At 33.1% G+C, this 16540-nt stretch carries 15 protein-coding genes; 13 read left to right on the top strand and 2 right to left on the bottom strand.

What is annotated here, in order from left to right; translation table 11 throughout:
• Window positions 1–5 precede the first annotated feature (5 nt).
• From KO515_RS16465 to ettA, 3 genes are all read left to right on the top strand, one after another.
• Window positions 6–731, top strand: coding sequence for a pirin family protein (locus KO515_RS16465; protein WP_215937432.1), 726 nt, complete (start codon window positions 6–8; stop codon window positions 729–731).
• A 105-nt stretch (window positions 732–836) separates the two neighbouring features.
• The gene (locus KO515_RS16460; protein ID WP_178985515.1) at window positions 837–1019 is read left to right on the top strand and encodes a CAL67264 family membrane protein; all 183 of its coding nucleotides are present in this window, start codon (window positions 837–839) and stop codon (window positions 1017–1019) included.
• Between the two features lie 76 nt (window positions 1020–1095).
• Window positions 1096–2787 (top strand): energy-dependent translational throttle protein EttA, encoded by a 1692-nt coding sequence (gene ettA / locus KO515_RS16455; RefSeq protein WP_215937431.1) that lies wholly within the window; start codon window positions 1096–1098, stop codon window positions 2785–2787.
• A gap of 229 nt (window positions 2788–3016) precedes the next feature.
• Here the strand turns inward: ettA and KO515_RS16450 are convergent, their stop codons facing one another.
• Window positions 3017–3244: a hypothetical protein gene (locus tag KO515_RS16450; protein ID WP_215937430.1), complete on the bottom strand. Its 228-nt coding sequence runs from the start codon at window positions 3242–3244 to the stop codon at window positions 3017–3019.
• Window positions 3245–3559: 315 nt separating this feature from the next.
• Between KO515_RS16450 and KO515_RS16445 the strand changes: the two genes are divergently transcribed.
• The 10 genes from KO515_RS16445 to KO515_RS16400 all read left to right on the top strand — a co-directional run bounded on the left by KO515_RS16445 (window position 3560) and on the right by KO515_RS16400 (window position 15142).
• The gene (locus KO515_RS16445; protein WP_215937429.1) at window positions 3560–4906 is read left to right on the top strand and encodes a microtubule-binding protein; all 1347 of its coding nucleotides are present in this window, start codon (window positions 3560–3562) and stop codon (window positions 4904–4906) included.
• A 149-nt stretch (window positions 4907–5055) separates the two neighbouring features.
• Window positions 5056–6102, top strand: a complete 1047-nt coding sequence (locus tag KO515_RS16440; protein ID WP_215937428.1) for a hypothetical protein — start codon at window positions 5056–5058, stop codon at window positions 6100–6102.
• 35 nt (window positions 6103–6137) lie between these two features.
• Window positions 6138–6992 (top strand): sulfotransferase family 2 domain-containing protein, encoded by an 855-nt coding sequence (locus KO515_RS16435; RefSeq protein ID WP_215937427.1) that lies wholly within the window; start codon window positions 6138–6140, stop codon window positions 6990–6992.
• A 53-nt stretch (window positions 6993–7045) separates the two neighbouring features.
• Window positions 7046–9007: an AAA family ATPase gene (locus KO515_RS16430; RefSeq protein WP_215937426.1), complete on the top strand. Its 1962-nt coding sequence runs from the start codon at window positions 7046–7048 to the stop codon at window positions 9005–9007.
• Between the two features lie 3 nt (window positions 9008–9010).
• Window positions 9011–9661, top strand: a complete 651-nt coding sequence (locus KO515_RS16425) for a hypothetical protein (RefSeq protein ID WP_215937425.1) — start codon at window positions 9011–9013, stop codon at window positions 9659–9661.
• Window positions 9662–10243, top strand: a complete 582-nt coding sequence (locus KO515_RS16420; protein ID WP_215937424.1) for an NUDIX domain-containing protein — start codon at window positions 9662–9664, stop codon at window positions 10241–10243.
• Window position 10244: 1 nt separating this feature from the next.
• Entirely contained in the window at window positions 10245–11480 is a 1236-nt protein-coding gene (locus tag KO515_RS16415) for a DUF6638 family protein (protein WP_215937423.1), read from the top strand.
• Between the two features lie 42 nt (window positions 11481–11522).
• Window positions 11523–12059 (top strand): hypothetical protein, encoded by a 537-nt coding sequence (locus KO515_RS16410; protein ID WP_215937422.1) that lies wholly within the window; start codon window positions 11523–11525, stop codon window positions 12057–12059.
• Between the two features lie 120 nt (window positions 12060–12179).
• Entirely contained in the window at window positions 12180–13877 is a 1698-nt protein-coding gene (locus KO515_RS16405; protein WP_215937421.1) for a hypothetical protein, read from the top strand.
• An 815-nt stretch (window positions 13878–14692) separates the two neighbouring features.
• Complete coding sequence (locus KO515_RS16400) at window positions 14693–15142, top strand: hypothetical protein (protein WP_215937420.1); 450 nt, start codon at window positions 14693–14695, stop codon at window positions 15140–15142.
• Between the two features lie 6 nt (window positions 15143–15148).
• Here KO515_RS16400 and KO515_RS16395 read toward each other — a convergent pair whose 3' ends face one another.
• On the bottom strand, window positions 15149–16498 hold the full coding sequence (locus KO515_RS16395; protein WP_215937419.1) for a DEAD/DEAH box helicase: 1350 nt from the start codon (window positions 16496–16498) through the stop codon (window positions 15149–15151).
• Between the last annotated feature and the right edge of the window lie 42 nt (window positions 16499–16540).

Below are 16540 nucleotides of genomic sequence, written 5' to 3'. Positions count from 1 at the left end.
AAAAAATGAAAAAAATAGTACATCGATCAGAAAGTAGAGGATTTGCAAATCATGGATGGTTACAAGCGAATCATTCCTTTAGTTTTGCGAGTTGGAATAACCCAGAAAGGGTGCACTTTGGTGCTTTAAGAGTTCTTAATGATGATATTATAGCTCCAAAAATGGGATTTGGTACGCATCCACACAAAAATATGGAGATCATAACTATTCCATTATCTGGTGTACTCAAGCATCGCGATAATATGAATAATGATTGGCAACCGATTGTGCCAAATGAAGTCCAAGTGATGTCTGCTGGAGCAGGTGTACAGCACTCTGAAATAAATGGATCTTTAGATGAGCATTTAAGTTTATTTCAAATTTGGATTATTCCAAAGACACTAAATGTTGAGCCGCGTTACGATCAGAAGATTTTCAACCCAGAAAAAAGAAAAGGAAAGCTTCAAACGTTGGTATCTTCATTTGAAACTGGTGAAAATGACAGTTTAAAGATTCATCAAGATGCGTTAATATCTCGAATTGATTTATCAAAAAATGAGACTTTTTCGTATACTTTAAAAAGTCAAAATCACGGAGTGTATATAATGAATATCTATGGGCAAATTGAAGTTGAAGGCGAGATTTTAGCGTCAAGAGATGCACTAGGTATTCATGAAATTAACACTTTTGATGTGTATTCCAAATCTGATAGTGAGCTATTACTGATAGAAGTTCCTATGATTACTTTATAGTTTTAAATCTTTATTATCATATAAGCATCGCAATTTGTGATGCTTTTTTTATTTAAAATGCGATATTTGTACTTCAACTAACTACTAAATTAAAAGATTAAGAGTATGGCAATGAATAAAAATACTGTCCTAGCTTGGGCGACGTGGATTATGATATTTGTAGGACTTGGGCTTATAGCCCTTGGTGCATTTAGATATGACGATGTTGCAGGTTGGGGATTTGCAGCAGTAGGAGGTGGGTTTTTCTGCATCGCTTGGGTGTTTAATGCATTGAAAGGTAGAGTTTAAAAACGTTTTAAGTGGTCGTTTAATAATCTCGAACGGTACAAGCCACGGAACAACATACAACTAATAACAAATAATAATGAGTGACGATAAAAAAGTAATTTTCGCAATGTCAGGTCTTACAAAGACCTTTCCAGGAGCAAATACTCCCGTTTTAAAAAATATATATTTAAGTTTCTTTTATGGGGCTAAAATTGGGATTCTTGGTCTCAACGGTTCTGGTAAATCAACCTTGTTAAAAATTATAGCAGGCGTTGATAAAAATTATCAAGGAGATGTGGTATTTCAACCCGGTTACTCGGTTGGCTATTTGGAACAAGAACCGCAATTAGATGACGACAAAACCGTAATGGAAATAGTAAGAGAAGGTGCCGCTGAAACTGTAGCGATTCTTGATGAATACAATAGTATCAATGACCAATTTGGTTTAGAAGAAGTTTATAGCGATGCCGATAAAATGGAAAAGCTAATGAACCGTCAAGCAGAATTGCAAGATCAAATTGATGCTGCTGGTGCTTGGGAATTAGATACGAAGCTCGAAATCGCTATGGATGCTTTAAGAACTCCAGATGGTGACAAGAAAATTGGTGTCCTTTCGGGTGGTGAACGTCGACGTGTAGCACTATGCCGTTTATTATTGCAAGAACCAGATGTATTATTATTAGATGAGCCTACTAACCACTTGGATGCAGAATCTGTACATTGGTTAGAGCATCATTTAGCACAGTATAAAGGGACGGTTATTGCTGTAACACACGATAGATATTTCTTGGATAATGTGGCTGGTTGGATTTTAGAACTTGATAGAGGTGAAGGTATTCCTTGGAAAGGAAACTACTCATCTTGGTTAGATCAGAAATCTAAACGTATGGCTCAAGAAAGTAAAACAGCTTCTAAACGTCAAAAAACCTTAGAGCGTGAGCTAGATTGGGTACGTCAAGGAGCTAAAGGTCGTCAAACAAAGCAAAAGGCACGTTTGAAGAACTACGATAAATTAATGAGTCAAGATCAAAAACAACTCGATGAGAAATTAGAAATCTACATTCCAAATGGTCCGCGTTTAGGAACCAATGTTATTGAAGCTGCAGGTGTTGCCAAAGGTTATGATGATAAATTATTATATGATGATTTAAATTTCAACCTACCACAAGCAGGAATCGTTGGTGTTATTGGTCCAAATGGTGCCGGTAAAACGACGATATTCAGAATGATTATGGGTGAAGAAACTCCAGATAAAGGGGAGTTTAAAGTTGGGGAAACGGCGAAGATTGCATATGTCGATCAAAAGCACTCTAATATTGATCCAGAAAAAACAATCTGGCAAAATTTCAGTGACGAGCAAGAGTTGGTATTGATGGGCGGAAAAGAAGTGAATTCTAGAGCTTATTTAAGTCGATTTAATTTCTCTGGTGGTGAGCAAAATAAAAAGGTGAAACTACTATCGGGTGGTGAACGTAACCGTTTGCATTTAGCGATGACTCTTAAAGAAGAAGGTAATGTATTACTTTTAGATGAGCCCACTAACGACTTAGATGTTAATACACTAAGAGCTTTGGAAGAAGGCTTAGAAAACTTCGCGGGTTGTGCTGTTGTTATTAGTCACGATAGATGGTTCTTAGACAGGATTTGTACGCATATTTTAGCTTTTGAAGGAGACTCTCAAGTGTATTTCTTTGAAGGTGGCTTTAGTGAATACGAAGAAAATAAGAAGAAACGTTTGGGTGGAGATTTAATGCCAAAACGAATTAAGTATAGAAAGTTAGTAAGATAATTTTAAGTGGAATTAAACAAAAAAAGAGCCAGCAATTTGCTGGCTCTTTTTTTATAATATTACTTCGACTATTTATCTTCTAATCGTTTTATTTTCGCTTTTAGTTGTCTTGTTTTTAGATACAATGAAACCCATAAAATAGTCATTGTTATAAATCCAATAGAAAGTATACTAATTATTTGCTCGGATGAATTATTCAAAATTGTAAAATTTAATTTAAATTCATCAATTAGTTATCGCCATAAAGATGACCGTTGTGTATATCTTCACCAGCATCTTCATAATCTTTATAAGCATTTGTTTGCATCAATTTTTTGTTTTCAGCTTTTAATTTATACATCTTAAAGATTGCGCTTAAGATAAAAACGATAAAAATAGTTGCTACAGCGATCAAGATCAATGTAAGTTGTGTAGTTGTCACAATTAAAGCCTTTGAAAACAGGTTCGTACGTATCATTTTTCGTTCTAGATTTGGGTTCTATGACGCTAATATATAAAAAAACTAAGTGTTAAATCCTTAATATTAAAATATTTACCAACTTTTAATCAACAATTATATCGATTAACTGTACTAAATATCCGTTAAACCACAGTGTTTTTAAGGGAAACAAGCGATTGTTAAATCTTTAAAAAAAATCAAATTTTTATAAATATTTGTAACAATTATTAAAGAAATGCTACATATATTTTAGCAACTAAAGTTTTTATAGTCTTAAAAAAATACCGAAATTGTTATCCTGAAAATTGTTCAACTTAATAACACTATACAAATATGTCTGATGATTTTGATTTATTAGAAACCAATTCCAATGAAAAAACAGCGAAAGTCGATGTAAATTGGGGAAAAGCCATTGACCAAATGAAGTCAAAGCTAGCTCAAGAAGATGATCCAGAAAGTCGTCAGAAGATACTAAATGCAACATTAGATAATGTTGTAGATATGGCAGAAAAGGATAGAACAACCTTATTAGATGCTATTAAGGACTTAACAGATTATCAAGATGAAGTTGGTATTATGTTTGAAGGTTTTTCAGCTTTAAATGCGGCGGAACAAAAAATCATTGATGACGCTGTAAAACGTTTAGAACGCGCTAAAGTTGAACTAGAAGATGCCAATAATAAACCAGATACTTGGTGGAATAATCTATGGGGACGTAAAAGCAAAATTAAAGATGCTGAGATAGAGCTTCAAAATGCACAGAAAGAACGTGATGCTTCAGATAATAAAGCAAAAGCTATGTTTCAGCAACGTATTGAGACGGCTGATATTCAAACCTTGTTAAATGAATTGTCTTTTAAGAGTCAAGCAGCCATCAAACGTTTAAAAGACAGAGAAATTGAAATTAAAGAAGTTGAAGAAAGTCTTAAAACCGCCATTGTAGAAGCTTCAAATAATCATACTAAAGCACTTCAAAAGAAAAAAGAAGTTGAAGATAAATTAGAAGAGCGGTATGCACTTTTAAAACAAGCACGTCAAGGATTGGAAGAAGTTGCGGATAAGCAATCTACTGAATATTCTGATGCTTTAGGTAAAGTGACGACATTAGAGCAGAAAGTAGAAGAATTAGAAGGTCTTAAAAATGCTTATACCACATTAGCGGCTTCTAAAGATAGTTTTGTACATAAGCATAACCTTACTATAAAAGTATTAACCTCATTACGTAGTAATTTACAAACGCATCGTGCCAAATTAAAGTCAGATACAGACGAGCGTCTTAAATATTACGACGGTTATGTGGTGGCTTTAAAAGCACGTACAGATCAAGAATTCGCAGCAATCTTAGAACATTTAGGTGTTAAAACCGATGAACATATTGGGGAAACGTTAGCAGCAATGCATACAGCGAGTGCACGCGCACGTCAAGAAATGATGGATAATATACCAGTACACGAAAAAGTGATGCAGGGTGTTTACGGAAGTTATGCTGAAGCTTTAAGTGAGATTCGTGAAAAGGATAAGTCTATTCAAAAGAATTTTGCCGAGCGTTATGGTATTGATATGAAAGAAATTTTCGAAGATTACTATGCTGCAGATGCTAATGCACCTTCTGGTGATGGAGGAGGAGAGCCAGCAGGCGAACCAGAGCCAGAAGCTAATGAGGATGATTTGTTAGGATAAAATTTAGTGATGAGTCATTAGTATTTAGTTGGCAGTCAAATTGAAACTGAATACTATGACTATTATTATATTTAATATCTTTTTTTAATAATACTTTTCAGGTATTCTTGGGATACTACAAACTGAATACTGCCAACTACCTACTAAAAATGATTGTAACACCATTAGATTCAGCTGTATTAGACTCAAAAGAGCAGTATGTGTTCTATCATAAAATGATAGATTTCTCACTTAAAGAGCTTATTGTCGCTGTACAACAAAAACAAATTTTAAACCAACAAGAAGTACTTCTCTTTAAGCAATACAGTGATTTATTATTGTATTCCATTGAAGCCATGCGTGTAAAATATATGTATGATGATGAGGAAAACATGAAGGTGGATTTAACCGATTCAAGCTTTCCAAATTATTTAGAATTCCGTTATTTGTTTAACGATTTGGCTTTACGAGAAGATTACTTAGGAAAGCTTACAGATGTAGACACTCTTAAAGAAGAATTTCTAGATACGTTAATGAGAAAGAAAGAACCTATTGCGAAGCGTAAGCTCTTTCAAGCCGCATCAATTGTGTATTATACGTCAGCTAAGAAAGAATATATCTTCAATCGTTTTGTTCAAGGTAAAATTATAGCAGCACCAGAAGGTTCTGCTGCTGAGTATTTGGTCAGTTGGAGTTTCTACGATGTGTCTCATAATAGACCATTTATATGCTACATGTATTTTGATTACGATGGAAGAGATCCTTTAAAGGATCGTAGTGAAATTTATAGCGCATTAAAAACTATTGCAGATAGAGAAATGGCTTTAGATACCATGGCTTACGGAATTGATAAGCGTTTACCCAAAGTGCTTCCAAAACTCATAAAACGTGTGGATTTAGGTCCAATTCACAATGTATTTGCTAAGGACGAAAACAAAGTAACACACGCTATTTTACAAGGTATAGCGAATAAAGAAATCCCTTTAGAATCGTATGCTATTTCGTTTAAAATAGATGAATTAACATCTGGAAGTGAATTTAAGGAAGGAGGCTTTTTTAGTAAGCAAACGTATCAGCGTTGGGATGCGATGTTTAGACAGCGATATGTTTTTGCACCTCACAGAATTATACAAATGCTGTACAACAAAACACCAGAAATTATGAATAAGTTGGCACAGAGCCCGATTCAGATTTCGGAATTAATAACAAAGAAATAATTAAATCTTAATCATTAAAAATTAAATAATTGCTTGTGGGTACGCTTCGAAAACCATTTCCATTAATAAATGTCGATAAAAAATTTATTCTTTTCACTAATGCTAAATGTGGAGGGACCACATTAAAAAGTTGGTTTATAGATTCCCTTAATTTAGAAAGTACATTTTCTAATACATTTCAAATGCTTAATAATTATGGACTGTATTTTAGTTTTAAATGGTATAAGTATCGCTTTCTGTTTCATGATTCAGATAAGATAAAATCAACGAATTCTTTATTAAGAAAATTTATAAAGATTTATAGAGTTAGTACAAAAGCTCAAATTACTAAACATATTGATGATGCGGCTTTCTACAAAATAGCGGTGATAAGAAATCCTTATGAACGTTTAGTTAGTGGTTATGTAGATAAATTTTGTGGTGATGACCTTGGTCGATCTTGGGTTCAGGATGTGGTTAAGGAAATCGGAGTTATGGATTCTGAAGGAAACTATCACATCACATTTGCGCTATTTGTAGATTATTTATTGAATCATGAAATGAAAGATGTAAATCCACATTGGAGACCTCAAACTTATATTCTAAAAAACATAAATCTTGATGAAGTGATTCACTTAAAGGATATGTCCTCTAGATTGCCAGAGCTTAGTGAAAAATTTGGAATCGACACTACGATTAATTTATCTCAACCTAGGCAGTCTAACAGCTATGCTGATCAAGAAAGTATTGCTGAATTAACAGATGTTTATAACATAAAAAACACTGAATTAATTGCATTTAAAGACTCTAACGGTAGTTTTCCTAAAAAAGAGGCTTTTTATACGGACGCGATAAAACAAAAGATTAGAACAATTTATAAAGATGATTTCGAAGCCTTTGATTTTAATTAATTGCTTCGAATTTTAAATAGAATTCAAACGGTTTTTGAATTACAAATAATGCTATGGAACACAACTCAACATTCCCAATTAAACAAAATGAACTAGATATGCTTCGAGATGAAGCTACCTCTTATTTAAAATCCATTCAATGGGAACAAAGTCAGCGCGCAAAAAATAAAGATGCAGAGACTAAAGATGAATCTATTTTGTTGTATTTATCTAGAGCTAATAACGGAAGTAATGTTAATGTTACTTCTGTTTCAAAAACGATATTGGCTTTAAAAAAGCGTTTGTTGCCAGAGTCGGTTGCACTTCCCATTTATTTGAATCAAACATTATACGCTGTTCAAGAGGGCATGACTTTGGGGATCTGGATTAAAGATTCATTTTACGATGCATCAGGTTTATCGAGTTTAAGTGAAAATAAATCGGCATTAGACAATTCAGGAAGACATGAGTACGAAAGTAAAATGCATACCGCAACCGCTTTTATGTTATTTTCTGCTGCATATAAAATTCTCCATGATTTAAAACCACATGCTTCAGATGATTTATCAGTGATGAAGCAGAAATTTGCAGGTATTCCGGAAGTGTCGTTATTAACACCTTTAAAAGGCATTTCGTGTCAGTTGTTTTATTATGATAAGTATTTAGGGCATCCTGAAATCATAAAATCAGATAAAGATGTTATAGATTTTACGGTAGTTTATTTTGAAGCTTTAATAGACGAAATTCAACTAAGAAAAAGTAGTTTAGAGTACACTGAGACTATAGTTGATAGAACATACAAACTAGAAAACTCAGATTTTGCCGTATCTGGTTGGGAGAATGCGTTTTCGGGAACGGCAAAAAGTATAGAATTTAATAAAATTCAGTTCGAACAAATTGTAGGTAACAGAGATGCGAAGCATTTTGCACGTCGTTTAACAGAGCGATTATTGAGTTACGATATTGAAGCTAAGAAAAATCCGTTTCAAGAATTGGGTGGTTTTATGCCCGTGTTTATGGGTTACGGAATTCCAGGAACAGGTAAAAGTATGCTGATAGCAGCCATCGCCACCCGACTTAAAGAACATTCCGATAATTTAGATATTCCATTTTTGTTTCATCCTATGCCAGATACCTTAATTAGTACGTTTCAAGGTGGTTCTGCTGAAAAAATGGTCGAATGGATGAAGCCGCTTCAAGACCCAACCCGATTAATATTCGCACCAATTGATGATGCCGAAAATAACCTGCAAGAACGTACAGCGCAAGGTGTTTCTGCAGGTGTGAAAGAAGTGATTGGTGTATTTTTAAGATATACGGAAGGAGCTTATGCGGTTAATTATGGTAACAGTTCTATTGGATTATTTACCAATTTACCTGAAATGTTAGATAAGGCCGTAATCTCTAGAGTTCAAGGGCGATTTAAAATTGATGGTGCACGTACGGAACACGATTTTGTAGATCAAGATTATATTTGGTGGAAGAAGTTACAAGACACTATGCCAGATTTTGTAAACATGAATGATCCCGAAGTTTATAAATACTTGTCAGACCAAGGTTTGGCAAACAGTATGGGTGAAATTCTGAATACTATTGAACATCCATCGGAAGCCAGAGTACATGATACCTTTGATAAAATTGAAAAATTGCATCAGAATAACGACCATATGTTTTATGCGGCGTTGTATAAAGAAATCCAGAAGATATTTCCGTTTTTCTCTTCAAGAGATGTTCGAAATATTCAATCTGCCATTTCATTGCGACTTACGGATTTCGATTTAGAACAAGATTGGTTTGACAATCCTGAAACGTATTTTAAAAAGGATTATGACACGAAGTTTAATATGCTTCAAGAGTTAATGAAATCGAATATGAAAGGTTTAAACTTTTCAGATATAAGACGACAAGAAGTAATTCGTTATTTAGATAATGTGGCCACTATTGCAGATACAGATTTCAAGCGTAAAGTAGATGCTAGAGTGAATCAGATGAATATTGAAACTGAGGCGCGAGAGCAATTTGGAGAAAGAAAATAGATTTTGAAAAGAACGTGGTATATATTTAAAGAGTATTATTTGGTATACACCTTGGGTTGTTTAGGTTTGTTTTTAATCTACTTTTTCACAAATAAAAACGAAGATTTAGATATCTATTCAGCTTTTATATTTTGGTTTTTAATATGGTTTATTTTAATTTTTATAGGAACTCTTGAGCTATTAAGTCACACCTATTATCGCCCTTGGAAAATAAATAAAATTCTTAATTCTTCGCCATTAGTCGAATTTAAAAGAAAAGGTTTTGTTAAGGATGACGAGAATGATTTAAAAGGAAGTATAAGAGGTTATAATTTATTTATCGGAGTTTTATGGGAAAATCATGAAAAGCAGCCTTCATATTTTTCTCAAATTATATTTAATCCTTTTTCAAATGAAAGATTTTTGCGCCAAGACGAGTATGATACATTTGAAGAATCATTATCAGAAGAGAATAAAACATTTACATTAAATAGTCTGGTAATTTTAAATAAGACCTATAAAGGCTTTAAAAAGACTAAATATGAAAGTATTTTGAAAGATATTTTTGAAGCGATCGATTTTTTGAAAGCTAGAAAGTTAGAACCAATAAGTTTTAAAGATTGGGAAGATATTATTCCTAAACTCGAAAAACATCAAGAAAGATTTTATAATTAAATGAATAACCTAAAAAACATAACAAAAACAACCCTTTCTCACGATTGGGCAAAATTAGATCGCATAGATTACGACTATCAATTCAAAAATGGTAAGTGGAAACGTTTATCGCGTGAATGTTATAATCGAGGTAATGGTGCAGCTATCTTGTTATATAATTTAGAAAGGCAAACGGTAATTTTGACCAAACAATTTCGCATGCCAATTTATGAAGAAAACCAAGTAGACGGAATGTCTATTGAAGCTTGTGCTGGTGCCATTGATAATAACGACGAGCCTTTAGAAACAATAATTAGAGAAACAGAAGAGGAAGTGGGATATAAAATAAGCAATGCAAAACAAGTGCTTTCAGCTTATACATCACCAGGAGCCTTGACTGAAAAAATGTTTTTGTTCGTCGCAGAATATAAGGATGCACAAAAAATAAATGAAGGAGGAGGGTTAGAAAGTGAAGATGAAGAAATAGAAGTGTTAGAATTGTCATTTTCCAAAGCCTTAGAAATGATTAAAACTGAAGAAATTATTGATGCAAAAACGATTATGTTATTGCAATATGCACAGATAAATAATTTGTTAGATTAAGATGCAAAAATTAAAGCAAGCCAACCTATATAGAAGTGATCTTATTCCCATTAGCGGAAAACTCGTTGAGCGTTATAACAAGTGTCTAAAAACCTTGGGGTTTTCTGAAACCAAGTTGACGTCATTTTTTATTGATGGTATTGGCTGGAGTCCAGATATTGCAGAAGAAAAGAATAATATGCATTACCTTAATCATGGAGATGCAAATCCGCATGGCATTATTATTTCGCCATTACAAAAAGGAAAACCGGTGTATCTGCCGTTTCATTCGTTTGATAGAGAAATGATGCAACATGTGTTTAGAACGCATGGTCAGAAAATAAATGATATTACAAGAGATTCTGCCATTTGTATAGATTTTGACCAGGATATTGATGTGTTTTATGAGCCATTAGATGTTCTAAAATATGATAAGGTTAATATCATATTCAAACTGATAGACAATTTAGAGCAGGTTCAAAAAGACCAATTAATGCTGATCGATAAATTCAATAATGGAAATAATTTTATAGATGAAGGCATTCAGAAACAGTTACTGGACTCAGCAAAGACGTACGGAGATTTAAGACATAGAGATTTAAACTTACATCCTTTACAATATAGTACCGGTTCATTTTACACCAGAGCTTTTGACGGAGTGTATTTACTTCGAGATTTTATAAAACCAATAGTCGTTTTTGAAAGTAAAGTACATTATAAGGAAGCTATAAAAGATACTATTCATGATGTTTTAATTTATCATATAGAGCAGCCAGAATTAGTAGCGAAGTTGAAAGATCATCTCATTATAGAATGTGATTTAGGAGAGGTAGTGAAAACCCCAAATTACGACCGTATTAAAAAATACGAACTTGCTCAATTTTTAAAAGACACGGAACACCCAATATTAGCTATATTAAATGACAAAGTACTCTTCAAAAGCTATTTGAATAAAATAGATATCAATGCCAGGAAACAGGTGATGAGCGTTGAAATATACCTTGAAAAATTAGAACGCAGTAATGCCTATAAAATTGAAGATATCGTTGATCAGTCGCTCTATTTTGCGTTGCATTTACCACATTCATCATTGTCATCTGAGCATCGCGATTTAATTCATAAATTATTAATTAACATCGCGCCAAAGGATGTTTTATTTCTGTATTGGTATGATAAAGAACAGTTTTATAAGAATTATGAGACTTGGCAAGATTCGTTTAAAGATTGGGTTATTGAAAGAATCCGTAACAATATTTAATAATTTTAGACTAACTTTATAAGTAACATTAACACAAGAATCATGGGAATTGAACTCGTCATATTTATAGCAGCAATTTTATTTGGAATTTTCATCTATTGGAGAGAGTCCAACGGAAATGGTGCATATCGTTTTTTGAATAAAATTGTAAATAGTAAAGAGCTTCAAATGCATCCTGATAATCCCAAAGGATTTGTGTTTAAACAATCCCTTTTACCAAGAATAGTTTTTGTGGTAAGTTTGATGCTTATTGCAGCCTTAATTATTGAGTTTTTAACACCAATAGCTGTTTTTAGTAGTTATAATGGGATTTCAGCATTTTCATCTTTTGCAGTAGGAACACTTTTAGGAACTTATATAGCGAGTTTCGTTATTAAATCTTCTGAAGTTATCGAAGAGCAAAGTGAATCGTTAGAAGATAAGTTTGATGATGTCGTGGAAAAAGGAAAAGATTTTATTGAAGACTTAAGAACTAAAGAACCTAAAGTTGTTGAAGAAGCTAAGAAAGAAATTGAAACACAACCCGAAGTAGAAAAGCCAAGTGCTAGAGAGCGTTTGAAAGATAAAGGGTTGATGTAATCCTAAATGTCATACTGAGCGCAGTCGAAGTATCTCATTAACATTAAAATATTTATAAAAATAACGAACAGATTGCCACAGCTGACAAAAAAGTCAACTTTGCAATGACAAATAATTACCATGATAAAATCATATTGGAATAAAGGCGGTAAACAAAAACGAATTACAATTTTCGTAGCATTGCTATTAATCGTGTTATTATTCTTTTTTAGGGATGATTACCAACCTGTTTTATTGTTTATCAGGAAGTATATATTTATTATATTAATAAGTATCTTATGTCTGTTCTTTGGACTTCGTAAATTTAGAAAATCGGCAAAAGTAGGTAGCCGATTGGGGATTTTGGCCTTACTGATTGTCTTTTTCGGAATTTTGTATGCTGTTGGTTGGCATTATAAGATGTATGATTATATGAAAACCTACAATGTGTTTAATGATCTAAATAAAGTGGAAATAAATGAATTACCACTAACGCAGAATGAGCGTATTCAGCCCTTAAGAAATGTATTTTCTATGGCCAATGAAAGTGTGGGTGAAACTAAAGATGTATCCTTACCACATTTAGTAAGAATTGGGACTGAGAATAAATGGACCATGGCTATTCAGCCAAGTGAAAAATATGTAATGCAACGTATTAGTGACAATACCGAGGAAGTGTTTTCAGTAAGTAGTACTACACCATTTCCAAGGTTTTCAAATGAAAATAGAATTGACGTTACATTTTCCATAGGCGAATCCTTAAAATTCAGTAGAAACACATATAATGCCGTCGTACAACGATTTAATCCATGGATGTTATTTAATTATGAACCAAGCGATACGTTTTACATGAAAAACGATGCTGGTAATTGGGTAGAAGTGGTGAGCTTAATAAAATGGAAAGGGTTCTTTTTTCCCTATCCAACGTTTGGTGGTGTGATGATTATAGATAGTGGTGAGCATGATTTTAATGACTATTTAGAGCGCATCACTATCGGAAAAGGAACCTTTGTGAGCCCGGATGATATTAAAAATTATCCCTTTTTAAATAAGCAAAATACACTCGCCGAAAATGTATCGCAATTACAAGCTGAATCTTTAAAATTCTTAGGTGGCTTTAGTGATCCATTACCATGGAATATGGAAACGGCTGTTAAAATTCCTGTAATGCCAAAAGATCAGAACCAACAACCGTATGTTACGGATTTTGATTTTTCAGGATCAAATTCAGATGCCTATAGTGGTTTGTATCATTGGTTTGGTTTAGAACCTGTAGGAGATGAGCGTACCAGTTTAAGTTATAGTGTGTTTATTCCTGCAGACGGAACCGATAAAATGTATTACTACGATCACGCAACTAAAAAACAAGGGTATGCAGGTGTATCTGCTATGCCTTTAAAAGTGAAAGAATCGCGTAAAGAATACGATTGGAATGCGAGTACACCTGTAGAATTTAGACCCTATATAAAAGATATTGCAGGTCGAAAACGTATGTTTTTCTTAGGTACTATTTCGTCTATTAGTTCAACAAATTCCCAGCAGTTTGATGGCTCCGCAACGCCAGATTTAGTGTTGATTGATAGCGAATACAGAGACGTGATATGGATAGATGTAAAACATCCTAGTACGTGGGATCAAGAAGTTTACAATCAATTAAACGAAGCGTGGAGGTCTAGTGAGGGTATAGGGTATTACTTCAAAGAAGAACCAAAAGATAAAGATATTATAGAACAACAAATGGATTCTATTATGAGTATTCCTAAAGTAGAAGATAATACCGATAAGATTAATGCTTTGCAACGTCAGTTGGATTCGTTGAGGGCTGTTGGTGGACAATAGGATTTTAGATCTGTCAGGTCATTGTACTTATATTGCATTATCGGTATCATAGTATCGATTTTGCTAAAATTAATTTATTATTTTGAAGACGTTAAAACCAGTTTATATTGTTTATGCTATAGTTCTTATAATCTTTATTTTATACACAATAAGCGCTATAATTATGTTTCCTGAATTACATAGTTGGAATGAAAATGAATATAATATCATGGCAATTATTAGAACATTAAATTATCATATTTATTTTAAACCATTATTATACATGCTAATTCCTGTTTTTGCGGTTTTATATAAGAGTAAATTAAGTTGGTTTGTATTACTTAGTTCCTTTTATTTACTTTTATGTAACATTTTTGCCGTATCGTTATTTGATATAAAGTATGAAGGTGAATTAATAGATTTCGTTTATATTCTCACAATAATTGGTTTTTTGATAATTCTATCCATTTCAATATACATATTAAATCGGCCAGATACTTTTAAGAATGTTTACGGAATAGAAAGAAAATCATTAATGCTCTATAATCTTCTTGCATTTATACTTGGTTGTAGTATAAGTTTATTTTTGCTTACAATAAGATATAATAATTATTACGAAAAATTTCAATTCTAACAACATCTTTAAATCATAATCTAAATAGGTTTATAGAACAGGAATTATATTAACGCATTAAATAGCAATACGTGTCAGACCTGCCGAGGTTTTAATACCTGACAGGTCTTATTTCTGATTTTACATCATAATATTGTAACAAAACCTTCAGATTACAGACCTATACTATAAAGACAATAGTATGGGTTACATGGGGTTGGGTATGCAAAAATGGATATACGGGATGCGTCCACGTCAACCATTTTCTATGCAACGAAAAGGCTCATTTACTGCAGTACCAACCTATAGTCGAAAATTTAAACTTCAATATTCAAATAATGAAGGAAGTTATAATTTTGGAATTATCTTGTTCTTTGTAATGGTTTTAGTAATTGCGTTATCAATTCCACATTGGATAGAAGATTCTAAATTACGACACCAAAACGAAATAGCATGGGCAATTAAAAAAGATAATTACGCGTTTAACTTTTTACTCAAATCTGGAAAATCGCGATTACATAAAGGTAGAATTTCAGAAGCGTATTCTGAATTTAAACTGGCATACGCTATTAGACCTGATAATGTAGAATTGAAAGCACTACTTTCGGAAACCTTAGAAATTCTTTGTTTAGATTATAATGTGCATTGCGACGACTTGCACAAACTAGAGTAGAGGTACTTATTTTTTATTTCGTCTATTATAATTTTTATCACCGCGAGTTTTAGGTTTCTTATATTTCGCAGCAATTTTAAATTTATAAGAACCTCCTAAATTTTCCTTTTGATTTTTTTCCTTTTTCTCATGGAAAGCAGGTCCTGGCGCATCTTCATCACGACGTTTTGTAGGGTTGTTGCGCTCTCTTATTTGTGGGCGCTCTTCTTCAATCAATTCGGTTGAAATGGTAACTTCTTCAGGAATCTCAAGCGTATCAATTTTCATTTGCATCAAATCCTCAATGCGTTCTAAGCCGTCTTGTTCACTATCTGTAGAAAATAGAATGGTATGGCCTTCGTTTTCTGCACGACCAGTTCTACCAATTCTATGCATGTAGTTTTCAGGATAATCTGGTGTGTCAAAATTAATAACATGCGTAACACCTTCAATATCTAAACCTCTTGCCATAACGTCTGTAGCGACTAATAAACGGTTTTCACCTTCTCTAAATTGTTCAATACTACGCAATCTGTAATTTTGAGTTTTATTAGAGTGAATGACGCAGGTTTCATTAGGATATAAGTCTTCTAATTGGTCAAAAAGGCGATCTGCCATCTTCTTATAAGCGACAAAAATTAAGACTCTTGAGAATTCATCTTTATCACGTAATAAATGCTCTAGTAAATTGACTTTGGTATAAAAATTAGGAACATCAAAACGTTCTTGCTTAATGTTTTCTAATGGAGTACCAGAAACAGCGATTGATATTTTAGTCGGACTTTTAAAGAAGTCCGTAATTAAGTCATCCACATCTTTAGTCATCGTTGCGGAATACATGATGTTTTGACGACGCGGAGGTAAAATATCAAATATATTAAGGAGTTGATGTCTAAATCCTAAATCGAGCATCACATCAACTTCATCTATCACTAATTTTTGAATCGATTTTAATTGTAAAACGCGACTCACAGCCAAATCATATAATCGTCCTGGAGTGGCTACAATAATATCCTGACCTTGCGCTACAGCTTGTTTCTGTGTATTAATATTAGTCCCACCGTAAACGCCTAACACACGATTGTTAATGTATTTTGAAAGTTTTTCAATTTCACTAACGACTTGTACCACTAATTCTCGTGTAGGTACTAAAATTAAAACTCTTGGATTTTCTTGTTTAGAAAACGAAAGGTTTTTAAGTATAGGCAACATGTAGGCAAAAGTCTTACCTGTACCGGTTTGCGCTATACCAACTACATCTTTGCCTGCGGCTACCACGTTAAAAGATTCAGCCTGAATTGGAGTAGGAGCTGTAAATCCTAAATCGTCTAAAGCGTTATATAATGGTGTATTTAAATTAAGGTCGTTAAAAGTCACGTGTCTGTTTTAAGGTGCAAAGATAGTTGTAATTAGATAACT

Origin of the sequence: Winogradskyella psychrotolerans (assembly GCF_018860545.1) — a bacterium.
GTDB lineage: Bacteria > Bacteroidota > Bacteroidia > Flavobacteriales > Flavobacteriaceae > Winogradskyella > Winogradskyella psychrotolerans_A.
This window is presented reverse-complemented; position numbering and strand designations above follow the sequence as displayed.